This is a genomic window from Paenibacillus oralis (assembly GCF_003863965.1).
Taxonomy (GTDB): domain Bacteria; phylum Bacillota; class Bacilli; order Paenibacillales; family Paenibacillaceae; genus Fontibacillus; species Fontibacillus oralis.
Genome location: NZ_RRCN01000001.1, coordinates 7,122,152 through 7,145,636, shown reverse-complemented (window position 1 = coordinate 7,145,636; position 23,485 = coordinate 7,122,152). Strand labels below are relative to the sequence as shown.

Here is a 23,485-nt window from a genome sequence, read left to right as displayed (position 1 = left end):
TGAGAGCAAACCTGTTAGGAGAGTGAAGCCATGATCGAGTTGGAAAAATATTGGGAAACGTTGTCCACCCTGCACGTAAATCGCCTGCCGGCGAGAGCTTCCTTTATTCCGTACGCGGGAGCCGAAGCGGCCAGGGCGGGAAGACGCGGGCGTTCGCCTTTTTACCAGACCTTGAACGGCGCCTGGAAGTTCCGTTATCACCGCAGCTTGCGTGAAATCGATGACCGTTTTTTTGAACAAGACACGGATCCCGCCGCTTGGGACGACCTGATCGTGCCTTCCTGCTGGCAGACGAACGGGTACGACCAGCTTCATTATACGAACGTCAACTATCCGATTCCTTATGACCCGCCCTTCGTGCCGGACGACAATCCCGCGGGCGTTTATGTAAGGGATTTCAATTTGCCGTCTGATTGGATGAAACGGGAAACCTATATCGTGTTCGAAGGGGTGAACGCCTGCTTCTATTTATGGGTGAACGGCCGGTTTGCCGGCTACAGCCAAGGCAGCCGCGTTCCGGCTGAGTTTGATCTTTCCCCGTATGTGCAGGCCGGCCGCAACCGCATCGCGGTTCTGGTTCTGAAATGGTGCGACGGCACTTACCTGGAGGATCAGGACGTTTGGCGTTTTTCCGGCATTTACCGTGATGTATATTTGCTGTCCCGGGACAAGGCGCATGTGCGCGACGTGTTCAACAAACCGCTGTTATCGGATGATCTGGCCACGGGCAAGCTGCGTTCGGAAATCGACACAACCGGCTGCATCACGGTTAAAGCCGAACTGTGCGACCCGGACGGGAACCTTGTTGGGGAACAAAAGGCTGAGATTGACGGCCAGGGCGCCATCGAGCTGGACGTGCCGCAGCCGCAGCTGTGGAACGCCGAGCAGCCCAGGGCTTATGAGCTTTTGCTGTATGCGGGAGCGGAGGTGCTGCGGTTCCGGGTTGGTTTTAAAAAGGTAGAGATCGCGGGCGGCGTCTTCCAAATCAACGGCCGGGCCGTCAAGCTCAAAGGCGTTAACCGCCACGATTCGCATCCGGCGCTCGGGCAGACCGTTCCGCTGAACCACATGATCCGGGACCTGAAGCTGATGAAGCGGCACAACATCAATACGATCCGCACCTCGCATTATCCGAACGATCCGAGATTCCTCGAGCTTTGCGACGAGTACGGGTTTTACGTGATCGACGAGGCGGATTTGGAATGCCATGGGGTGACGCAGACCGGGAAAATCGAGGAGGGTTCTTTTCATAAATTAACGGTGGACTCGGCCTGGAAAGAAGCTTTTGTCGAGCGGGCGGTGCGGATGGTTGAACGGGACAAAAACCACGCCTCGGTCATCATCTGGTCGATGGGCAATGAATCCGGCTACGGCCCGAACCATATCGCGATGGCGGAATGGACCAAGGCGCGAGATGCGTCGAGACCGGTCCACTATGAGGGAGCGGCCGCTCGGTATCATGGCGATCCCAATACGGAAAACCTCGACATGGACAGCCGGATGTATGCGCCGGTGCCGGAAATCGAAGCATACGCCAAGGACGAAAACAACACGAAGCCGCTGTTCCTGTGCGAATACAGCCATGCGATGGGGAACGGCCCGGGCGATTTGCAGGATTACTGGAACGTTATTTATGCCTATCCGAAGCTGATGGGCGGCTGTGTATGGGAGTGGTGCGACCACGGGATCGCGGCCAGAACGCCGGACGGTGAAAGTTATTTTGCATACGGCGGCGACTTCGGCGATAAGCCGAACGACGGCAACTTCTGCATCGACGGCCTCGTGTCACCGGATCGTAAGCCGCACACCGGGCTGTTGGAATTAAAGCAGGTGATCGCGCCGGTGCTGATCGAAGCGGAGGATGCCGAGCAAGGCCGGTTCCGGGTGCTGAACCGCTACGATTTTCTGGACCTGTCGCACCTGGCGGTGAGCTGGAAGCTGGAGCGGGGCGGCGAAACGCTGCAGCAGGGCCGGACGGCTCCGCTTTCGGCGCAACCCGGGGAAACGCAGCCGCTGACGATTCCTTTCTTGCTTCCGCAGGAGCTTCATCCGGGGCCGTTTGTGCTGACCTGCTCGGTGCGGCAGCAGCAGGATAACCGCTGGGCGGAAGAGGGCTACGAGATCGCCTTCTATCAATTCGAGTTTTCGGGAGCGAAGGCGGCCGCGCTGGAGGTTCAACCGCCGCTAGGCGAGCATTACGCCGAGTTTATGGGCGCCAGGGAGCACGACGGCCTGCTGACGGTGACTGGCTTCGATTTCGAGCATGTTTTTGATTTGCGGACCGGGGCAGTCAACCGTATATCGAAGCATGGCGTTTCGCTGCTGCAGCAACCTGCCCGGTTCAACATCTGGCGGGCGCCGATGGACAACGACATGTACATTCGTAAAGCCTGGGAGGCGGCGGGACTGGACCGCGCCGGCATGAAGGTGTACGGCAGCCGGTGGCAACAACGCTCGGACGCGGCGGTCGAGGTGAGCATCGATTTTTCGCTGGGCGGATATACGTTTAGTCCGTTCCTGCGCGGGCAGGCGGTATGGACGTTTGTGCCGACCGGTGAAGTGAAGCTGGCCGTGCACGTCGAGGTTCGCGAGGATCTTCCGTTTTTGCCGCGGTTTGGCCTGGAGCTGACGATGCCGAAAGGGACCGAGGAGATCGAGTATTACGGCTACGGTCCGCATGAAAGCTATGTCGATAAGCGGGCCAGCGTCCGCAAAGGCAAATACCTGCTTACCGTGGACGACATGTTTGAATCTTACATTATGCCGCAGGAAAACGGCTCCCGCTACGGGACGGAATGGGCGATCGCTTCCAGCGAACTGGGCATGGGGCTGGAATTCCGCTCGCCGCAGCCGTTCTCCTTCCAGGCCCTGCATTACACGCCGGAGGACCTGACCGGGGCCCGGCATATCTACGAGCTCACGAGACGTGACGAAACGATCGTGTCGATCGACTACAAAATGAGCGGGGCAGGCTCGGGCTCATGCGGACCACAGCTTGCTGAGGCATACCAGTTCAAGGAGAAATCGTTTGATTTCGAGCTGACGGTGGCGCCGGTGTTTAAGGGGGATTGATATAATCGAAAATTTCTAGGTGTTTATTTAAAGGGAAGCTCCTGGTTATAATTACGGGGCTCCCTTTTTTGTCTATTAAAATATAGGCTGATTAATTGATATTTTTTATTTACACGCCTCTATTCAAGGATGATAATGATAAAAAAGGGATAATCAGGATTGAGGGTAAGTCAAGTTTATCAGTATGATAATAATGAGAATTTGTCCAATGTATCTCATAAAAGCAATCTACTAAATAATCCTGATTTTGAAACTTTCGATAGTAATGGAAATGTAGCGAATGGCTGGAATATGTACATAGGGCAGGGAATTAACGAGACATACGAGATGCTGGCTATTTCAGCGGTTGAAGAGAAAAGAGCTCAACAAATGACCGCTACGGGATTGCCTGTGGAAGATGGAATGAACATATGGCAGAACTATTATACTCAGGGGGGGCGGTACATATAGTGTAAAAGGAATGCTTAAGCTGGCAAACATGCGGAATGCAAAGTTATCGATCATATTTTATTTTTATGATGCGACTAACCAAGTTGTAGGCGTTCAAATCTGCTGTCTTTGTTTTTGTATTTATCTTAATTGGAACATTGTTTCAGTCTTGAGGGGGAGAGTAGAGCTTGTTTAAAGTATAAAATCTATTTTTATTACTATTAGGCTCAATGATATTTCTTTCACCTAGTCCGGCATTCGCAGAAAATAGTGAATCTAAAGATGTCCAACAATTTGTGGCGGATACAGGGAGAAAAGGTAACGGATGGGATATGGAAGGCCACCATCTTGTTAAGCAAGCACCATAATGAAACAGGTACATATAACACACATGTTTACGTAGATGGAAAATTTTATGGGGGAGTAGTTCCGATAATAAAACCGTCATCGGCAGTGGTAACAGCCCCTTCTAGTGTAAACCTTAGTGAAGGCTCGTATGAAGTAACTATAGACGGGGTTAATAGCGAAGTGGCTCAAGTACTTTTTCCGACTTGGACTGAAGCAAATGGTCAAGATGATCTGGAACAGCCATGGATTCAGGGAACAAAAGTCAATGAACATAAATGGAAGATAATAATTCCGTTCAGTAAGCATGGGAATGAATCAGGAAAATATATCACGCACATTTATGCAAAGGATAACTATGGAAATGTGACTATCATTGGAGCGAACTTAACGGATGTAATATCCTAGAACTTTTTTTAATTGTTCGCTAAAAATAACTAATTTAGGCTTAAATTATATTTTTAAACAAAGATAGATTGTAAAGTATTAACTATGTTCAAAGGAGATTTTTTAGATGAAAAAATGGATCTCATTATTATTATCCATTGTTTTGGTAGTAGATCTTGTATTTTTGAATGGGGGATATGTGTCTGCAGAAGAATCCGCCGCTTTGCCGGATTCGGTAGAATCCGACATTTCTACGGTCACCTCCAGCGTCTACGATGAACTATTGGACAAGCTCTCCGATTCGCTTGATCCCGACGAGATTATCACCATCTCCACCGTAGTGGACCGCTTTGGTGTAGATCGCTCTTGGGTCGCGTCTGAACTGGTGAAAGGCTACAAACTGAGCGATATTTTTCAAGCGTTGTTGTTCCAAGAGGAAGGGGGAGAATATCAAGCCTACCTCGACCGGTTGTATCCTAACATGAAACCTGATCCGCTCACGGCTTTCAATCAACAAAGCGCCACAGATGCGGTCTACCGGGTTACGGTAACAGAAAGTGTCTACCCGGAGACAGTGACGGAGGATACCTATGGTTTTTTTAAAACCTTGGCTGCGACGTCCAAATACGATGAACTTGCCCTGCAGCGGGCGCCGCTAAAAATTGACCAAGCTCCTTACAGTGTAGGTTCCGTCAACGATAGCATTTCCACCGTAGACGGTTCGCTTAGTATCCGGAGTACCGATTTGTTTATCAAGGGAGCCAATGGACTTGATTTTGCCCTGACCCGGATGTATGACAGTTCTTTAAGCAAAGACCGGATTTATGTAAGCAGCCGGGATAAAAATATCACCGGGGTTCCCACGGAAGAGAAACGTTTTGGACTGGGTAAAGGCTGGATCTGGGACATCCCTTACATGAAAACGGAATCGGGAATCCAGTATGTCTATATCCCGGGAATCGGCACCTACGCCTTGGATGGGGCTAAACTCGAAGGCTACCCTTGGCGCAGCCCGCAGGTAGGGAGAGTCGGCGAAAAAACCGCAGAAAAACTGGATGATCTATTTGGCGTGTCGGATGCGGCTTATCAATTGGTGGACTATACAGGAGGTACGAGTTGTTACTTTGACTCACGCGGCTATCCGCTCCTGATCACGAACCGATATGGCAATTATATTGAGTTTTCCTGGAACAGCGACGGATTAAGAAGGGTTATTACCTATCCCGGAGCAGGACAATTAGGCAATTTTATTAGTTTGAGTTATTCTTCTGGCAAAATCACAGCCACGTCTTACGATTCCAATACCGGTGAACAACAAACCGTACAATATATCAAAGGCACGGTAGAAGCCAATAACCGGAACCAGGAAATTTTGAAACAGGTGATTGATCCAGCAGGAAGAGTAACGACGTATAATTATAATATTTTGTCCGGTACATTGTTTAACCTGATCCGTGGTTATGAAAACTACCAAGGGAGCAATCGGCGACTCAACTGGGGATGGAACGACTGGGTGCTGCTTACATCAATAGAACACCCCACAAAAGCGATCACCCAGTATTCGCTGGATGATGTCGTGTTGCGCCGGATGGGGCAATATGCTGCGGAGGAAGAGCCGCGTTATGGAAGTCGCATCGTCTCTTACAGTACGCAAACGGAAACGATATCCAAGGCCATGACGATTAGCTATACAGGAGACGTTGGGGAAACGTACGGAAAAAATTTTACGTTTTCGGTGGCCGTCAATGACGGACTAACTGAAACGGCCTATAGCTATAAAAAGGTCTTTATTGGAAACCGAGTGCCGGACATCCTGTATTTGAATACCGTGGATTCCAGATCCTTGGACGGTACCTTGCGGAATGTAACCAGCTATACGTACGATGAAGCGAATCGCCGGGCCGTTCCAATCGCCACGTCCCAACGAAGTTACACAGGTTCCAGCGGTTCCTCCGCAATCACGACAAGGACACAATATGACGAATGGGGACTGGTGACCGCGGCGACAGATCCATTTGGGGTCACGAGCACGTACACGTATACTTTAAAACCGGCGAATACCGTTCAACAGTGGGTTCCCGAAATGGTCAATGTGCCGGTCAGCGCGAGCAACACTTTAACGACGAATCATACTTACGATCCGAATACGGCCACCTTGACCCAAAGCGCCGTAGTGGATTCAAGCGGCAAGCTGTGGGGGCAGACCAATTATGGGTACGATACCTTTGGAAATCCGACCTCCATCCGGTTAAGAGGGGATCAGGCGGATACCGTCCTAACGCAGGAGTTTGGCTACCGCTCGATACTGCCGTCGAGTCAAACGGTGACGGTCACGGATGCGTCCGGGACCGCCGTGCCAATTACAGTACGGGCCGACTATAACCAGCGAGGAGATATTACCCGTTACGTGGATGGGAACGGCAATGGGACCACAAGCCAATACGATGGTGTAGGCCGGATTATTCAGGAAACGTATGCGGATGGAAGCAGCATCAGAGCAGCGTATGACGATGCCTACAATAAAATTACGGTCACCCAGCCGAATGGCAGCCAGATCACATATGAATACGACCCATTTGGCAGACTGGTCAAGGAAACGGACGCCCGGGGAAGCAGTACTTATCTTTACGATGAATTTGACCGGATGATCGCCAAAACGGATGCCGAAGGTCAGACCACCCGTTATACGTACGATGCCTATGGCCGAGCACTGACCGAAAATGACGGAACCAGTACGACAACGTACATCTATAATGATGCGGCCCGGTCTAAAACGACGATTGACGGGGAAGGCAACCAAATCCGTGAAACTTACGATATCGCAGGCCGGGCGATTAGAACGGAGGAAATAAGATCTTCCGGCAGTGTGGTTTTGTCGAGCAACGAGTATAACAACTATGGGCATCTATTGTCTACAACGGATGCGAACGGGAACAAGACAACGTATACGTACGACGCCTTGTCCCAATTAATCGCGGTGACCGATGCGGAAGGAAAAACAACCAGCTACAGCTATAATATGGCCGGGGATATGTTCAAGCTGACGTACGCCGACGGGAAATCCCTGACCAAGAGCTATGATGAAATCGGGCGTTTGTTAAAACGGACCGATCCGCTGGGACAGGTAGAAACGTACAGCTATGACAATAACGGTAATGTCATCCGGCATATCGACCGGAAAGGCCAAACGCATACGTATCAGTACAACAATCGCGATCTTTTGATCCAAGATCAGGCAAGCGACGAGACGATTACCTATACGTACGACAGCATGGGGAACCGGCTGACGATGACCGATGGAACGGGGGCAAGCGTGTATGCATATGCACCAACCGGAGAGCTTACGAGCCTAACGTACCCGGATGGCGCGAGTCTAACGATGGATTATGACCGGCGCGGAGCACGGACAAGTCAAACCTTTACCCTGGGCAGTTACCAACTGTCTTCCAAAACAACGTATCAAGGAGCGTCCGCGCTGCCGCAGCAATTGCAGGTACTTAACAGCGGTGGAACAGAAATCTCGACCGTAGCCTATACGTACCGAAAGAACAACAGCTTGGCCCAAACGACAACTGCCACGGGGCTCACGAAAACCTATACTTATACAGGACTCAATTTAACGGGGCTTCAAACGACCCAAAATGGGGCAACGCTTAAGCAATATACGTATGGTTATGACAACAACCGGAACATCACAAGCCAAAATGATAACGGCACCGGCTACACTTACGGCTACGATGCGCTGAACCGAATTAAGACGTCCAGCCAGTTCAATGAACTGTACGCTTACGACCAAAGAGATAACCGGAGCAGCCTAACGACCGATCGTACACCGGAAATCCCGACTACGGCATCGTACCAATACGATGCCAAGAACCGGCTAAAGGGCGCTACGGTAGACGGAATGAGCATTACTTACAGCTACAACGGTGATGACCTGATGGTGGGCCGTACGAAGGATGGCCAGACGATCAAGTATTATTATGATGATCGTGGACTCCTTGTAGCGGAAGGAACGGTAAACTCCAGAACGGTAGCCATTACTTACGGCTATGTGTTTGATGCGACTGGAAAACTGGTGAGCCGCCAGGGCGCAAATGAATCGGGCCTGCAATATTATGTAACCAATGGTCATGGTGATGTCACCGAGCTTCGGGATGCTTCAGGCAACTTGCTGAACAGTTACAGTTACGATATCTGGGGCAATCCGTTAACGGTACAGGAAACCGTACCGAACGCGCTACGGTATGCAGGTGAATACTGGGATGCGGATACGAAATTGCAATATCTGCGTGCTCGGTGGTATGATCCGGCGACGGCAAGGTTTATTGGGGAGGATACGTATGAGGGAAGCTTAATTAATCCAATGAGCTTAAACTTGTATACGTATGTGGAAAATAATCCATTAATATATGCTGATCCCACGGGAAATTGGTGTACAGCCACAGTAAATGGAAAATATTATTCCCACCCTGGGAAATGTAGCGGCAGTGGCAGCGGACAATACTATATTCCGGACGATAACGCAACGAATTTTGGACGGACTATTATTGATGCAGGAAAAGCAAAAGGTAAGTGGTATCCTGAAGGAGCCGTTTATATTAAAGGAGACCCGACAGGGATATCGGATGCTTTTATTGGTTGTGCTTATGATAGCCAGTGTTTAGGATTTGTGGGTGGAGCGGTATCGGAAGTTCCTGCAGCTTATAATGGAGTGAAAACCGGGGTTTCAAACGGTGTTAAGTTGGTAAAAGGGTTGATTGGAAGTAAAAAGGACAAGGGTAATGTAAATCTCTTAACAAGATATTCAAACTTTAACGACTTAGCAAAAAACACTAATCCAAAGGACTTGATTAGAAATTTAGAAAACCAAGGATGGAATAAGGTAGTTGAGCCAGGGGGGAGAAAAAGTGGTCCTGCTACAATATTTACAGACCCGAGTACGGGGAATAAAATACGTATACACGCAAATCCTGGAGAAGGAACCCCATATTTTAGGGTGCAAAATAAAGGAGGAAACTATTTAGACCAAAGTGGGAATTTTCCTTCTAACGCTTCTAGGCAGGAATTAAGAGAACTGACACATTTTTATTTTGGAAAGTAGGTGACTGAACTGATAATTGCAAATAATATAGAAGAAATTGAAAGAGAGTTTGATTTTACCGACAGTATAATAATAGATGTTAAGTGGATTAATAATCTAACAGATTTATTAATAGGTATTGATTACTATTGGGATATTCAAGATGCGAAGAGTCAAACAAGAGAATTAGCCTTGATATTTAAAGATTGTTTGAAAGCCGATTTTTGTATTAACAATAATTTATTATTAATGCCAAAAGAAGAGATTAATTTTGACAGCTGGAACACAATAGTATTATTCAAAAGAGTTCCCAATAATCAAGGCCTGCATCAAATAAACATAAATACGTTTGACTACTCTATTCCATGGGCAAAAATATTTTGTAAAGAAGTAATTCTTGAGCAGAGATAATTTACATAACCTTGATTGGTTACTCGCCTTTCAAGGTTTGTTTTTTGGCGGGGTTACCTAGTGCCGAGTAAAACTGAATAACCTATTAATTGTATTATTTAGGTGAAGACGGAAATATAAACTCAATATGTATTTTGCGTCACGGCATACCATTATCGCAATAAGGGGAGTGAGAGATATAAGAGTAGGTTAACAGCTGAGCGTACACCGGAAATCCCGACTACCGTGTCGTACTAATACGACGCTAGAAACCGGCTAAAGAGCACTACGGCAGACAGAACGAGTATCACCTACTGCTACAACGGCAATGGCCTGATGGTAGGCCGCAAAGGGAAGAAAGATGACCAGATATTATTATGATGATCGTGGACTCCTTGTAGCGGAAGGAACAGTAAACTCTGGAACGGTAGGCATTACTTACGGCTATGTGTTTGATGCGACTGGAAAACTGGTGGGCCGCCAGGGCGCAAATGAATCGGGCCTGCAATATTATGTAACCAATGGTCATGGGGATGTGACAGAGCTTCAGGCAACTTGCTGAACAGTTACAGTTACGATATCTGGGGCAATCCGTTGACGGTACAGGGAACCGTACCGAACGTACTGCGATATGCAGGAGAATACTGGGATGCAGATACGAAATTGCAATATCTGCGTGCCCGGTGCTATGATCCAGCGACAGCAAGGTTTATTGGGGAGAATACGTATGAGGGAAGCTTAATTAATCCCCATTGAGCTTAAACTTGTATACGTATGTGGAAAATAATCCATTAATTTATGCCGATCCTACGGGAAATTGGTGTACAGCAACAGTTAATGGAAAATATTATTCCCACCCTGGGAAATGTAGCGGCAGTGGCAGCGGACAATACTATATTCCGGACGATAACGCAACGAATTTTGGACGGACTATTATTGATGCAGGGAAAGCCAAAGGTAAGTGGTATCCCGAAGGGGCCGTATATATTAAAGGAGACCCGACAGGGATATCGGATGCTTTTATCGGATGTGCTTACGATACCAGTGTTTAGGTTTTGTGGGTTGAGCGATATCAGAAGTTGCTGCAGCTTAATTAAGTAAAAACCGGGGTTTCAAACAGTGTTAAGTTGGTAAAAGGGTTGGTTGGCGGTAATAAGAGGAAGAGTAAAGTTAAGTTTTCTACAAATAACTTACCGAAAGATCCACAGGAATTGGTTAAAAATGGATGGAGAGATATAACCCCCGAGGGGATGGCTAAAAATACAAGATCTAGAGAGTACATCGACCCTGAAACTGGAATGAGGGTTAGGTTTGACCCTGGAAGACCAGGTACAAATGGCTTTGAAGGAAAAGATCATTACCACATATATAATCCAAATCGTACCACAAAAGCAGATTATTACCTTGATGTTAATGGTAATTCTGTTGGAAAAGGTTCAAAAGCATCTCATATTGTCCCATAGGAGGGATTGAAATTAAACTAGAAGAGTTTATTGAAACGTACGATTTACATGATAGCATTATTGAAAATATCGAGTACGTTCCAAATGAGAAAAAACTGTATGTTTTCCTTGAACTGTGTCAATGGAAACAATCTTTTTATGATGAATCAAAACCAGAAATGAAGGTTGGGATGTTAACTTTCACTGGGGTAAAGTCTTTTCAAATCGAACCAGTTGCATTCACGATAGAAAGTAATGAAATTCTTGATGCAAAAGTATCACCCGCCACAGAAGATATTGAGATTATTCTTACTGGTATCGACGACGTGGGATTAATTAAGATTTGCGCAGAGGAAGTTAATTGGGACGATACTATTGATTAAATACTGGGCGGTTTTCGACCTGGAAGTACAGACGGTCGCCCAACACTTGAGATTAGATATTCTAACGGAAGGGGTATAGAGATTAGATATGGAGAATAGAGCCATTGATATGCAAGAAGAATGGATTCGGTTGGAACAAGGTGTAATTCCAGAAGGGCAATTTATAGTTACAAACCTTATCCAAAATTCGGATGGAACAAAAGTAGTTTTAGATGATGAAAAGAACGTTGTCGAAATAACTTTTGATGGAATACCATCGTTAATAAGAATCTCTACAGAGGGTATTAGAATGAGAACTTGGAGTGAAGTCCAATTAAAGTATCAGAACAAGTTTTTCTTTCAAAATTGGTTTTTCTATCAGGTTCAAAATTCTAAATTATCGAAATGGGCTAAAGAAGAAAGCTGTAATTTTTATGAAGAGAAGCAATTAAATCATTATTGTATCGTTACAAGCGAAGAAGTAGTTGACATTTTAGCAGCATTTAAACCAATAGTTAAAGTATCAAAAATATAATATGCTATTATGGTTTGCGGAGACTTATTGGTAATAAATGCTAATTTTATCAAGAATAATGTGTTTGTATAACCTTGGTTGGCTTCGGCTTTTCAAGGTTTTTTCTTAGGTGGTGGCTACTGAGAGCTGAGTAAACAAATTATCCAACCAATTTGGAGTTTGTCTTACTCAAAATGGGGCAACGCTTAAGCAATATTCGTATGGTTATGACAACAACCGGAACATCACAGGCCAAAATGATAACGGCACGGGCTACACTTACAGCTACGATGCGCTGAACCGAATTAAGACGTCCAGCCAGTTCAATGAACTGTACGCTTACGACCAAAGAGATAACCGGAGCAGTTTAACCACCGACCAGACACCGGAAATTCCGACTACGGCAAGATCCGTTCAGCGACAATAGGAGCAAAAAGAAATAAACCAGTTTAACTGGTAAGTGAAAGTGACAAATTACACTGAGCCTGAACAGATTTGTGGTCAGGCTAGCGTCTTTAGGCGCAGTTTGGCACCAAGGGGTTATACCCCAAGAGCAAACCACCCGTTATACGGGTGGTTCTGATTAGTGGCTTTAGCTAGTTGAGCACGCGGATCGTGCGAAACAAAAAACCACCTGATCACGAACGTTATAATAGAGTTGTTCAAGCTACTATTAATAATGAAAGGAAAAGGTGGATTAATGGCTAATCGAAGTGAAATGTCACATACGAAGTGGATGTGCAAATATCATATCGTATTTACCCCAAAGTTTAGACGAAAAGCAATCTATAATCAATACAAAGAGAATATAAGGGATATTCTCAAGCAAATGTGTAATTACAAAGGCGTCGAGATAATTGAGGGGCGCTTCATACCAGATGGGCCTGTCCTATGCTGTACTTGTGATTATGCCCATTTTAAGCTCTGCGAAAGTTGAGTTAATAAGAATGACCCTCTAAGAAAAAAAGTTTTATTTACACCCACTATATCCAAAGATGATAATGAAAGAAAAGGGATAATCAGGATTTTGTCAAATGTAATGGGCAATAAGTGATAGCTGACGGTAATACGGCCGGAGAAGGGTATGCAAAGGGATTGAGTTTGGAGCCTGCTCGGAATTAAAAAATTTTTTATAGCGAGGAACATTTAGATATGAATAAACAAAAATTGATAGTTTTATGTTCCGTTGTTGCATTTCTTTCCCAGTTTCTATTTAATGGATTGTCTTTTGCTGAAAGTAATAATATAGATAAGCAAGGCAAATACTTTGACGGAACAAGTCAAATCAGTTTGGATAATCTGCCCATTAATGCAACTGCAGGTGCTAAGACAACTGTGGAGTTTTGGATGTATTGGGACGGAGGTAATTACGAAATGCCTTTTAGCTGGAGCTCCTGGTATGATCTTTATTTAGCAGATGGGTATTTTGGGTTCAATACATTTGAAGGCAATATGATAGGAACCCCAGCGGAAGGGTTAAAACAGAAATGGGTGCATGTAGCTGCGATTTTTTATAATGGAGTTCCTGATCCGACGAATAATGAGCTGTATATAAACGGAGTCAAACAAGATCTGCATGCACTAGGTCCAAAGCCGGGGTCCAGAACCGTCTTTCCTTCAGCATTTATATCAGGCTTTGCTGATGAAGGTTATAAGTTCAAGGGGAAGATTGCAAATTTACGCATATGGAACAAAACTTTAAATGCTAAAGAGATTAAGGAAAACATGCAAAAAACACTGCTTCTTGGTAAACAGGACGGATTAGTAGGGACATGGGAACTCATAGATGAGCCTCAAATTTTTAAAAACTTTGATGGATCAGATCAAATCAGTTTAAACAACTTACCGATCAATACATCTGCAGGTGCTAAGACAACCGTAGAATTTTGGATGTACTGGGATGGAGGTAACTACGAAATGCCTTTTAGCTGGGGCTCCTGGTATGATCTTTATTTAGCAGATGGGTATTTTGGGTTCAATACATATGAAGGAAATATGATAGGAACTCCAGCGGAAGGGTTAAAACAGAAATGGGTGCATGTAGCTGCGATTTTTTATAATGGAGTACCTGGTCCGACGCATAATGAGCTATACATAAACGGGGTCAAGCAAGATCTGCATGCACTGGGCCCAACACCGGGAGCCAGGAGCGTCTTTCCTTCAGCATTTATATCAGGTTTTGCCGATGAAGGTTATAAATTCAAGGGGAAGATTGCAAATTTACGCATATGGAACAAAGCTTTAAATGCTAAAGAAATTAAGGAAAACATGCAAAAAACACTGGTTGTTGGTGAACAGGACGAATTAGTAGGAGCATGGGAACTCATAGAGGAACCTCAAATTTTTAAAAAATTTAACGGTTCAAACCAAATCAGTTTAAATAATTTGCTCATTAATTCTGCTGCAGGAGCCAAAACAACGGTGGATTTCTGGATGTACTGGGAAGGAGGCAACTACGAGATGCCTTTTAGTTGGAACTCCTGGTATGATCTATATTTAGCGGATGGGTATTTTGGTTTCAATACATATGAAGGTAATATGATAGGAGCTCCAGCGGAAGAGTTGAAACAGAAATGGGTGCATGTAGCTGCGGTTTTTTATAATGGGGTACCGGATTCAATAAATAATGAGTTGTATATAAACGGCGTTAAACAAAAACTTTATGCCTCAGGCCCAGCACCAGGAGCAAGGAGTGTTTTTTCCTCAGCGAATATATCGGGCTTTGCCGATGAAGGCTATAAATTCAAGGGTAAGATTGCACATCTCCGGATTTGGAATAAAGCACTTTCGGAGGACGAGGTCCGGAGCTATATGTATCAGCCAATGTCTGTAAATCATGCAAGTGATTTAGTTGGTGTTTGGCATATTAACGATGATCCCTCAGGAAGTATTGAATATATTTACGATGCTTCAGGACGTATTAAATCTATTAAACTACCATCCGGCCAAGAGTATCAGTATAGATATGATGCCAATGGAAATTTGATTGATATTGTCGGGTTATAAAATTACAACTGAATTACTCAGTTCGATACAAAATGGTTTCTTTTCACTGTAAATGAAATGATGAGCCCTGACAACATATTGTTAGGGCTCTAAATTTTGTATGCTAAGAGAACTGAAAAGATCCCCTCTTCTTATTCAGGATTCACAATTATTTCCGCAAACCGCCTGTCTACGATTGCAAGTAATTTTTTATTTCCTCATTTAAAACAAAATTCCCTTGCTCATCCCTCAAAAACGGCAAGACTTTAATGACGGCGCTCAGGTTTAATTCGCCATAGATATGCGGATAAACTTGCCCATAGTTGCCGGTGTCTTCCCATTTTATCGGTGCTTCGACTTTGTCCGTGTCAATGCACAAGAGGAGTAATGGTTCATGAATATCCTTGAAATTTGGAGCGACCCGCCAAAAAGTTTCAATCGAAGAACAGTGGATAAATCCGTCACGCTCAATAGATTGTTTTCCGTAATATAAACGATCCTTGACCTCTTCCCATGTAGTTTGTTTCAAACAATGCAGTATGACCATTTTACGCTCCCCTTTTATGAAATTTCATAGACCTGCAATATCAGCAAGCTCATGCAACAGCTGTTCTTCCAAATGCGCAAGCTCGAATAATTTTTGATGGACTTTTTTTCGCTGACTCGGTTTGTTTCCGGAGCTCAAGCACTTGATCATCCATTGATGGATGAAAAGCCATTGTTCCGCAGCCTCCTGATATCTAACGGATATTTCCTGAAGTGCAGGCAGGCTTAATTCTTCAGAAACAGCCTCTAGAAAAATGCTGTATCTTGCCCGGCTTATGGGGATTTTCATGGAGCGCATGAACATATATTCGGGAGACTCTGAAATAATCATATCGGTTTCCAGGTACGCGTCGGCATACGCTCTGATATGCTCTCCAACAAGGGAGGGCTGTACATGTTCTTCAGTGCTTGTCAGGGTTGTCCGCAGTATGTTGGACCTGTCGATGGGGAGGAGCGCCTCATCGCAAAGCGTAAAAAGTCCATAAAAGTGGCTGGATTGCTCGAAATAGTCAAAATCCAGGGATTCTATCGGCCTTCCGTAGTAGGCGTCCATTAAATAGATCTTGTTGCCGGAGCGATCCAGCCCGATAGCCAGGCAGGCGTGACTGGTATGCAATCTTTTGTAGGCCTTGCACCAAGGGCAAGAGTAGGAATCGAATCCGAGCAATACGGGCATGCCGGAGGCCAGCCTTGTTTCCAGCAGGTTCAGCATGAAGGTTCTGTCCATAGCCGGATCATCACGCTCCACAAAGCGGAGGTTGATCCCGTGATAAGCAGCCAGGTATTCCATGCTGGTTTGGGGAATGGATACACATTCAATCAATGGCTGACCGGGAAGCCGCTGCTTCGTAAACGATAACTCCCAGGCATTCCCATACATATACTTGCAGTCTCTTCCAAGCCATAAAGCTACGGAGAAAATAACATCGTCGATGCAATTGTGAATACTCGGATGAGGTGTGCTTTTAACGGGCTGAATGTCGAGCACTATAAATCATCCCCTCTAGAATCGAATGATAGTGATATTGCTGCCAATGGCGGTAGCTGGCCGGAGTCATTCCGCTGTACTCGCGGAATAAACGGTAGAAATACTTCATATCGCCGATTCCAACCTCCAGGGCAATATTCTGGATGCGCATATCCGTAAAGGCAAGGAAAACGCAACTGTACTTCATGCGGATTTCCTGAAGCATCTGGATGAAGGATTTCCCGGTTTTGTATTTGAACAGGCGTTGAAAATGACGGGAGCTGATGGAGATATATCGGCTGATTTCCTGAAGCGAAATACGCTGGTTGAAATGGTTAAGCATGAACAGAATGACATCGTGAAAAGGGTCATTTTCCATCTGAGGCTCCTCATGAAACGGAACCTGCATATGCGGGTCAATGCTGGAAAAAAGCTGGCACAATAAGGAATACATCGCCGGCAGGCTGGTGGAGGTCTGGTTGGAATAAGTTTTTTGCAGGTTGTTGAACAAATCGGTAAGCTCCATAGCTTTATCCTTATACCCGGACCAGCTTGTCTGCTTACGGAAGAACGCTAATCGGGCAAGGTCTGCTTCGGAGAGGGACCCGGTTAATTCCGGGGGAATATCGAAAACTTCACGCTTGAGCAATACATTCAGAATGCGAAGGGGCCGTGAGCCTGTAAAGTCAAGCGGCTGGAAGACATGAGTTACACCGGGGGGAATGACAAACAAATCTCCCGGTTCTACCCGAATTTTATCCTGGGCAATATAGTGGATACCCTCTCCCTCATAAACGTACGCCACAACCATAAAATCATACTGATGGCATACGGAAGTCAGTGTTTCCTCCGATAAGAGCATTTGCAGCGGCGAATTGCGGTCGAATAGATAGTCTGCGGTTAATACTGGAAACCCCCCCATGGACAAACCTCGCTTTCTATTCTTTTGTTACATAATATTACAAATATATAAATTACTCTCTAGTATAACTAAATAGTTTGGCGTATTCAACCATATATTGGAAAGTTAAATTTTGCTATATTCAAGTTAAAAACCACAAAGAAATGAGGGCAAATACGATGCAGAAAAAAATAATAGCCATTATTGCCGAAGTCAAGGAAGACCCTGAACTCATCTGCTCTCTTAACGGCTCATCCGATCTGATGCTTGATGCTGCGCTGGATTCTTTGCAAATCATAAATTTTATTCTGCGGGTTGAAGATGAGTTTAATGTGGAGATTGATTTTGACACCTTTGAACAGGAGCATCTGAAATCCGTAGAAACCTTCTCCAACTATATTGCGGAATTAGTCAGAGTACAGGTATGAGCAGCTCCGTTCATTGCGGCAGCTTCGAAGCGGAGCGCTATTGGCGGGAGGAAGAGTTGGCTGCGTTGCCGGCCTTGCCCGATGCCGGGGCCATGTCGGTCATTTCAGCGCTGGATGAAATGCTGTTTGTGTTTTGCCGCAGCGGGGATATATTGCTGACCCGCCATGGCATGAACCGGGCCCAGTACGATTATTTGCATTCCCTGGGTTATGCGTTCAAAGTCAATTTGGAACCGCTTACGACGAACAGCGGGGAAGGGTCTGAGGCGCAGGAAGGAATGAATGTTTTTCAATTATTGGAAGGTTTAACGCTGGAAGACCCGGCTGGCGCACTCATCCCCGAAGGGGCTGCGCTTGAGCCTTTCGCTGTTTTGCCCGGGGCGACAAGGATGGTTCAGCGCTACCGTTTATTGCCCGATCTTCCGGATGAACAAACGGTTCGGAGGGTAAATACCAAAGTCTATTCCATCGCCATGCGGGACAGGCTGTCCTTGCCCAATGTGGGAATTGTAGTCCGCAGCAGTGAGGATTTGCTGGAAAAGGGACTGGAATTGCTGGGAAATGGGCCGTTCCTGATTAAGGATGACTATGGGGTATCCGGCAAGGGAAACCAGACGGTAGATTCGGAGAGCATCTTGCGCAGATTGGCCAAATACCTGGAATCCGGCAGAAACAAAGCCAAGAAAATACGTTTTGTACTGGAGCCTTTGCTGGATCGGGAAACGGATTTCTCCTGCCAGTTTTGCATTGATCAGGCCGGTACGGTTACGATTCTCTCCGTGCAGCAGCTTATCAATAACGGTTTTGCCTTCGGCGAATCCCAATCTCCTTACGCCGCTTTACTTGAAAGGCTGAATCGGGAGCGCTATTTTGAACTGATGCACAGGATTGGAAATGAGCTTTACGCAGACGGCTATTTTGGACATGTATGCGTTGACTCGATGTTGCTGCGCGATGGAACTCTGGCACCTTTGGTAGAGATCAATGCCAGAAAGTCCATGAGTCTGATTAAGTACGGGTTTGATTGCTATCTTGGTGAGGCGGACATTCGAACCTGTCTGATTCAGGCGGCGCTTCTCGCCCGGGAGGATGCCTGTTATCCGGCTCTGCTGGAGCAAATGGAGCAGGCTGGCATTTTGTTTGCCAAGGAAACCGGGGAGGGTGTGCTGCCGTTAACTTCGGGAGCTCTGAACCCGCCAGGTATGGCCCGTTCCTCCGGGCCCCGCAAAGGCAAGCTGTATGCGGCTCTTGCCTATCATGACGAAGGCCACAAAAAGCAGTTATTGGATAAGTTGGGTCCGGCTCTGCAAAGCACCGGGTTTACCATGCTCCGTTGATGAACGGCCGCAGGAAGCAGTATGGGTTATACAATAAAAGAAAAGGAAGCGAGCAAATGAACAATACCGTGACAATACTATGCTCCGGCTTTGGACTAGGCTTCTATGTTCCCGGATTGCTGATTGAGCGGAAGCTTCATGCCCTTGGGATCAAAGCGGAAACGGAGGTCTTCGAAAGCCTGATGGCCGATGACAAGCGGAGGATGACGGACAATAGCCGTAAAGCGTATCAGCAAAACTTTTCCGTAGCGCTGGGCTCGCAAAAAATACCGGGAGACATTCGCAACAGTCTTGATCTGGCGGAGGTGCAAAGTTTATTTGAGCGTTGGCGGAGTGAAGGCCGGCAGCATTTCATCGCTCTGTCCGGACACTGGGTTCACATCCTTGACTTGTTTCGGGAAGCTGCGGACTACCCGGTGTATGCCGACTTGCTGTATGTGGATTCCGATCTGTCTCCTTCCTGGAAAAACCTTCGCAAACTGAATCCCGGATATGCGGAGCCATATCGGGAGGTGAGCATGTACGACCGCGAGAACAAGAATGTGCTGTGGCGATTGGATGTGGAGGGGCTGATGCCGCTGCCTTATACGGCAAGAAACGGCCGGCTTGTGGTCCATGGCGGTGGCTGGGGCATTGGAACCTTCCGTCAGAAGATTGATGAGATGGAGGCTGCGGGGTACGAGCTGGATATTTCCGCTTACAGCGTGGACGAGATTGGCGAGGATACGGGCGGGAGGCGCTATTACATGATAGACCCGGAGTGGCGCACCTGGCTCCGCGACAGCGGCGGGACACATACGTTTCCCCGGTTCGGCAGGGTAAGCCGGAGCGAACAGCACTTTCAGGCCTGTGCGGAATATGGTCAGGGGCTGTACGGCATCATCCGGCAGTCGGCCGCGATTATCAGCAAGCCGGGGGGAGGAACTTTGCTGGATTCCCTCTCTTCGGCTACTCCGCTTGTGCTGCTGGAGCCTTTTGGCCCTCATGAGAAGATCAACAGTGACATCTGGGAATCTCTTGGTTTCGGTATTCGTTATGACCGATGGCGGGATTCGGGCTTCGCGGCGGAACCTTTGCAGCAGTTGGCCCGCAATTTAATGCAGGCCAGAGAGCGTTATCCCGACTATATCGCCAGCTATGCGGAACGGCTGTACGCCATGGAAGGAAGAGAATGAAGCAGGGCGAGGGCAAACGGAAGGAGGGTAAAGCATGCAACCTAACAGCAAGGTGGCTTTGAATGACAAATCGTTCGAGGCGTTAAAACGGACGATTAAAAACGTAGTTATCCCCCACAGAAGGCGGAAGCTGAATCCGGGGTTCAAGACAGCCATGCCGGAAATTATGTCCTTGAAGCTGACCAACCGCTGCAATCTTCGCTGCAAGCACTGTTATCAATGGAATGAATCCGGCTATCACCATGATATGGACCAGGCGGAGCAAAATCTGGATATGAGCCTGGACATGATCCGCGGGCTGCTGGAAGAGACGAATGAAGCGGAATCCCGTTTGTATTTGTGGGGAGGGGAGCCGCTTTTTCACAGAAATTTTAGTGAGATTCTGGATTTATTGAAGGAGCATCCCCGGGACACTACGATTTGCACCAATGCGTATTTGATCCAGCAGTATGAGCAGGGGATTTGCCAAATATCAGATCATCTGGAGCTGCTGATTCCGATTGAGGGTTTCGCCGAGGAGCATGATTTGCTGCGGGGAATAGGATCATTTCAAAAGGTAATGAACAGTGTGGACCGCCTGCTTGAACTGCGGGAGCAGGGACTTTTTCGCGGCAGAATTTCGGTACACAACGTGATCAATGATCATATGATTGGAAGGCTGTACGAACTGGTGGAATTTCTCGAACAAAAGGGCGTAGATTTGGTGCTTCTCTGCTTTCCATGGTACATCTCCAACGAGACGAGTCTGGATATGGATCGGTTTTACAACGAACATTTTCAGTGGCTTGGGGAACTGGATCCGCATCATCGCAGCAGCTGGCATGCTTTCAAATATCATCTTCAGCCCGAAAAAGTAGAGGCTCTAATGGCGGACTTGGGGCGAATCAATGGCCGAACTTGGCACAATACACGAATTCGTTACCAGCCAGGGCTTGATTTCGATGAAATCGAGGCTTTCGTGTCCGGTAAGCCAATGGCGCCCCGCAGTTCGTCTCAATGTCTGGCGCTAAGTACTAGAGTGGATGTTTCACCCAATGGCAATGTGAGCGCATGCAAGTTTTTCTCAGAGTTGTCGATCGGCAATGTGCAGCAGCAATCGTTGACGGAAATATGGAATTCCGAGCGTTACGATCGGCTGCGGTGCATTTTGGATAAAAATTTGTCCCCGGCTTGCTCCAAATGCAATGTATTATACCTGAATACTTCGTCATCGCTGGTACACCTATGAAGACCGAAGGCAGTAAGCTTCCCTGCCGGCTGGGCATACTGGGCGCTTCGGCTATAGCCGGGCCCGCCTTGCTTGATCCTGCGCGGGATGTTCCGTCCGTCACCGTACACGCCATTGCCAACCGTACGTTGTCGAAAGCCGAGAGGCTGGCGGAAACGTACCGTATTCCGAGAATCGCAACCCATTTGGATGAGCTGCTGGACATGGAGGAACTGGACGCGGTCTATATCGCCCTAAGCAATGAGCTTCATGCCGAATGGGCTATCAAAGCGCTGGACGCGGGCAAGCATGTCCTGGTCGAGAAGCCCATTGCCCTCAATCCGGATGAAGCGGACCGGCTAAGACAAGCCAAGCTTCGCAATCCGGCGACGAGGCTTGTGGAAGGTCTGATGGTGGCGCATCACCCTTGGCAGGAGGCCTTGAAATCTATCGTGGAATCCGGACAATACGGGCAGCTTCACCATATTCGCACCCGGATTTCCATACCTGCCAGGGACAGGCACTCAGGAAATTACCGCAGCGTCAAGCATCGGGGTGGAGGGGTTTTTGCCGATCTGGGCTGCTATTGGCTGCAGTTTGTGCAGAGGCTGGTCGGGCTTGATTGTACGGACATCTCCGCCCAGTCCGATTTTGACGGCCCGGATGGGTGCGATTGGACCTTTCAGGCGGAGCTGGGTTATGGCAGCAAACTGAAGGCGGAATGCCTTGTCTCTTATGACTTGCCTTACCGGGCTTCGCACACCCTTTATTTTGATCAGACCGTATTGCTGGTTCCGGATTTTCTGCGGGCCATTAAAGGGTTTTTCAAACTGAAAATTCGCCATGACCTGCCCCATGACCGCGGCACCGTTGTGGAATTTGAACCGATGTATTATTATGTGAACCAACTTCAGGCTTTTACGGAGGTCATAGGCGGCGTGCGTGCGGAGGAATATGAAAAAGCGTTGGAACGGGTGGAGCTTCAATCTACGATTCTGGCGGCGGCTGAACAGCGCAGCGGCTGCCGGTGAGGAAGCAGAGCCGTGAATCAAAAAGCCTGCATTCTGCGGTACAGCCGTACAGGATGCGGGCTTTATTTGTTTAAAGAGGCTAACGGTCCTGCAGGGGAGGAGCCTGGTTCACCCAGTTCCGCTCGTTGTTCTCGACGTAGATACCCAAAGCCTGCTCGAAGGATAGCCCAGGATTATAATAAACCAGCATCATCGTTGCGAATCGCGCACATTTCTCCGCGCTTGGCTGCTGCAGAAGCTCTGTGGCCAGCTTCCGGAAATTCTTCGGCTTTTGCGGAGCAGCTTCAACAGCTTCCATGAGGGACTTATGCCCGGAAAACAGAAGGCGATTAACAGCGAGAATGATGCGGCTGCCGAATAATACCAGATTGCTTACGGCATGGGCCATCAGATAGGGATCATCCTTCTTGCCGGCTTCCTTGGCGAAATAAAAGGCGTGCAAATATAGCTGGGCGGAAAAGTCCCGCAGATTGTTCTCGCGGTTCTCCTCGGGATAAACGGGAATTCGGGACAACAGCTCATCTAATCCGGTAATGGTGGAGTACACCGCTTTGGAACCGATAAACGAATGCCTTGTCGGTTCGCTGCCTTCCTTGGCGGCAAGCTCCAGAAAGGGCAGGGAAATGACCTTCACATCCACATAACCTCCTTCATATACGCTGACGGAATGATCCGCAAATGATAAATGATGGTCCCTGCGCCTTATCTCATAAGCCTCATCCTCCATCAGCAGATAAACATCCACATCAGAGGTTTCCTTGGCCGTTCCGTGAGCAATCGATCCGCCGATCATAATGGCCAGGCAAGAGGAATCGGACTTCCACTTTTCTATAAAATTGTCCAGCGTCTGTTTATGATGATAGAACATTCGCATCGGATGCATC

The 23,485-nt window shown here is 47.2% G+C and carries 20 protein-coding genes and 1 pseudogene; 17 read left to right on the top strand and 4 right to left on the bottom strand.

Going from position 1 to position 23,485, the window contains the following annotated elements; all coding sequences use genetic code 11:
- The first annotated feature begins 30 nt into the window (after positions 1-30).
- The 12 genes and pseudogenes from EHV15_RS31800 (at position 31) to EHV15_RS31745 (ending at position 15,030) form a co-directional block, all read left to right on the top strand.
- Positions 31-3,072 (top strand): glycoside hydrolase family 2 TIM barrel-domain containing protein, encoded by a 3,042-nt coding sequence (locus tag EHV15_RS31800; protein WP_128634785.1) that lies wholly within the window; start codon positions 31-33, stop codon positions 3,070-3,072.
- A gap of 159 nt (positions 3,073-3,231) precedes the next feature.
- Positions 3,232-3,522, top strand: coding sequence for a hypothetical protein (locus tag EHV15_RS31795; RefSeq protein ID WP_128634784.1), 291 nt, complete (start codon positions 3,232-3,234; stop codon positions 3,520-3,522).
- Between the two features lie 327 nt (positions 3,523-3,849).
- Positions 3,850-4,254 carry a GBS Bsp-like repeat-containing protein gene (locus EHV15_RS31790; RefSeq protein WP_178076006.1) on the top strand — a complete coding sequence of 135 codons (405 nt, stop codon included), beginning with the start codon at positions 3,850-3,852 and terminating at the stop codon, positions 4,252-4,254.
- Between the two features lie 106 nt (positions 4,255-4,360).
- On the top strand, positions 4,361-9,337 hold the full coding sequence (locus EHV15_RS31785; RefSeq protein WP_128634782.1) for an RHS repeat-associated core domain-containing protein: 4,977 nt from the start codon (positions 4,361-4,363) through the stop codon (positions 9,335-9,337).
- Entirely contained in the window at positions 9,338-9,727 is a 390-nt protein-coding gene (locus EHV15_RS31780; protein ID WP_246061849.1) for a hypothetical protein, read from the top strand.
- A gap of 340 nt (positions 9,728-10,067) precedes the next feature.
- Positions 10,068-10,268, top strand: coding sequence for a hypothetical protein (locus EHV15_RS31775; RefSeq protein ID WP_128634781.1), 201 nt, complete (start codon positions 10,068-10,070; stop codon positions 10,266-10,268).
- Positions 10,262-10,462 carry an RHS repeat-associated core domain-containing protein gene (locus tag EHV15_RS31770; protein WP_178076005.1) on the top strand — a complete coding sequence of 67 codons (201 nt, stop codon included), beginning with the start codon at positions 10,262-10,264 and terminating at the stop codon, positions 10,460-10,462. Before EHV15_RS31775 ends, EHV15_RS31770 begins: the two co-directional genes overlap by 7 nt.
- Positions 10,463-10,470: 8 nt before the next feature.
- The gene (locus tag EHV15_RS31765; protein ID WP_128634780.1) at positions 10,471-10,758 is read left to right on the top strand and encodes a hypothetical protein; all 288 of its coding nucleotides are present in this window, start codon (positions 10,471-10,473) and stop codon (positions 10,756-10,758) included.
- 75 nt (positions 10,759-10,833) lie between these two features.
- Entirely contained in the window at positions 10,834-11,169 is a 336-nt protein-coding gene (locus EHV15_RS31760) for a hypothetical protein (RefSeq protein ID WP_246061848.1), read from the top strand.
- A 450-nt stretch (positions 11,170-11,619) separates the two neighbouring features.
- The gene (locus tag EHV15_RS31755) at positions 11,620-12,045 is read left to right on the top strand and encodes a hypothetical protein (RefSeq protein WP_128634779.1); all 426 of its coding nucleotides are present in this window, start codon (positions 11,620-11,622) and stop codon (positions 12,043-12,045) included.
- Positions 12,046-12,724: 679 nt separating this feature from the next.
- A pseudogene (locus tag EHV15_RS31750) lies at positions 12,725-12,904 on the top strand (transposase); the annotation flags it as partial.
- Between the two features lie 272 nt (positions 12,905-13,176).
- A complete protein-coding gene (locus EHV15_RS31745) occupies positions 13,177-15,030 on the top strand; it encodes a LamG-like jellyroll fold domain-containing protein (protein ID WP_128634778.1) in 1,854 nt (617 codons plus the stop codon).
- Positions 15,031-15,199: 169 nt separating this feature from the next.
- Here the strand turns inward: EHV15_RS31745 and EHV15_RS31740 are convergent, their stop codons facing one another.
- The 3 genes from EHV15_RS31740 to EHV15_RS31730 are packed head-to-tail and all read right to left on the bottom strand — an operon-like array spanning position 15,200 to position 17,444.
- A complete protein-coding gene (locus tag EHV15_RS31740; protein ID WP_128634777.1) occupies positions 15,200-15,556 on the bottom strand; it encodes a DUF952 domain-containing protein in 357 nt (118 codons plus the stop codon).
- A gap of 24 nt (positions 15,557-15,580) precedes the next feature.
- Positions 15,581-16,543, bottom strand: coding sequence for a BtrH N-terminal domain-containing protein (locus tag EHV15_RS31735; RefSeq protein ID WP_128634776.1), 963 nt, complete (start codon positions 16,541-16,543; stop codon positions 15,581-15,583).
- Positions 16,521-17,444: an AraC family transcriptional regulator gene (locus EHV15_RS31730; protein ID WP_128634775.1), complete on the bottom strand. Its 924-nt coding sequence runs from the start codon at positions 17,442-17,444 to the stop codon at positions 16,521-16,523. Before EHV15_RS31730 ends, EHV15_RS31735 begins: the two co-directional genes overlap by 23 nt.
- 158 nt (positions 17,445-17,602) lie before the next feature.
- On the opposite strand from EHV15_RS31730, the gene EHV15_RS31725 reads away from it, so the two are divergent.
- From EHV15_RS31725 to EHV15_RS31705, 5 genes are read left to right on the top strand one after another with little or no spacing between them, the layout of a single operon-like run.
- Positions 17,603-17,851: an acyl carrier protein gene (locus tag EHV15_RS31725; protein WP_128634774.1), complete on the top strand. Its 249-nt coding sequence runs from the start codon at positions 17,603-17,605 to the stop codon at positions 17,849-17,851.
- Complete coding sequence (locus tag EHV15_RS31720) at positions 17,848-19,188, top strand: ATP-grasp domain-containing protein (RefSeq protein WP_128634773.1); 1,341 nt, start codon at positions 17,848-17,850, stop codon at positions 19,186-19,188. Before EHV15_RS31725 ends, EHV15_RS31720 begins: the two co-directional genes overlap by 4 nt.
- 56 nt (positions 19,189-19,244) lie before the next feature.
- The gene (locus EHV15_RS31715; protein WP_128634772.1) at positions 19,245-20,363 is read left to right on the top strand and encodes a glycosyltransferase family protein; all 1,119 of its coding nucleotides are present in this window, start codon (positions 19,245-19,247) and stop codon (positions 20,361-20,363) included.
- A gap of 34 nt (positions 20,364-20,397) precedes the next feature.
- Complete coding sequence (locus EHV15_RS31710) at positions 20,398-21,591, top strand: radical SAM/SPASM domain-containing protein (protein WP_128634771.1); 1,194 nt, start codon at positions 20,398-20,400, stop codon at positions 21,589-21,591.
- Entirely contained in the window at positions 21,588-22,601 is a 1,014-nt protein-coding gene (locus EHV15_RS31705) for a Gfo/Idh/MocA family protein (protein ID WP_128634770.1), read from the top strand. The genes EHV15_RS31710 and EHV15_RS31705 overlap by 4 nt, the downstream gene beginning before the upstream one ends.
- 79 nt (positions 22,602-22,680) lie before the next feature.
- On the opposite strand, the gene EHV15_RS31700 is transcribed toward EHV15_RS31705, so the two are convergent.
- Positions 22,681-23,484, bottom strand: coding sequence for a nucleotidyltransferase domain-containing protein (locus EHV15_RS31700; protein ID WP_128634769.1), 804 nt, complete (start codon positions 23,482-23,484; stop codon positions 22,681-22,683).
- Position 23,485: the final 1 nt, after the last annotated feature.

Bases quoted from the DNA above. Each gene is read 5' to 3' on its own strand.
- EHV15_RS31705 (WP_128634770.1), top strand. From the start codon at position 21,588: ATGAAGACCGAAGGCAGTAAGCTTCCCTGCCGGCTGGGCATACTGGGC.
- EHV15_RS31700 (WP_128634769.1), bottom strand. From the start codon at position 23,484: ATGCATCCGATGCGAATGTTCTATCATCATAAACAGACGCTGGACAAT.
- EHV15_RS31755 (WP_128634779.1), top strand. From the start codon at position 11,620: ATGGAGAATAGAGCCATTGATATGCAAGAAGAATGGATTCGGTTGGAA.
- EHV15_RS31720 (WP_128634773.1), top strand. From the start codon at position 17,848: ATGAGCAGCTCCGTTCATTGCGGCAGCTTCGAAGCGGAGCGCTATTGG.
- EHV15_RS31785 (WP_128634782.1), top strand. From the start codon at position 4,361: ATGAAAAAATGGATCTCATTATTATTATCCATTGTTTTGGTAGTAGAT.
- EHV15_RS31725 (WP_128634774.1), top strand. From the start codon at position 17,603: ATGCAGAAAAAAATAATAGCCATTATTGCCGAAGTCAAGGAAGACCCT.
- EHV15_RS31710 (WP_128634771.1), top strand. From the start codon at position 20,398: ATGCAACCTAACAGCAAGGTGGCTTTGAATGACAAATCGTTCGAGGCG.
- EHV15_RS31775 (WP_128634781.1), top strand. From the start codon at position 10,068: ATGACCAGATATTATTATGATGATCGTGGACTCCTTGTAGCGGAAGGA.
- EHV15_RS31800 (WP_128634785.1), top strand. From the start codon at position 31: ATGATCGAGTTGGAAAAATATTGGGAAACGTTGTCCACCCTGCACGTA.
- EHV15_RS31730 (WP_128634775.1), bottom strand. From the start codon at position 17,444: ATGGGGGGGTTTCCAGTATTAACCGCAGACTATCTATTCGACCGCAAT.
- EHV15_RS31740 (WP_128634777.1), bottom strand. From the start codon at position 15,556: ATGGTCATACTGCATTGTTTGAAACAAACTACATGGGAAGAGGTCAAG.
- EHV15_RS31745 (WP_128634778.1), top strand. From the start codon at position 13,177: ATGAATAAACAAAAATTGATAGTTTTATGTTCCGTTGTTGCATTTCTT.
- EHV15_RS31715 (WP_128634772.1), top strand. From the start codon at position 19,245: ATGAACAATACCGTGACAATACTATGCTCCGGCTTTGGACTAGGCTTC.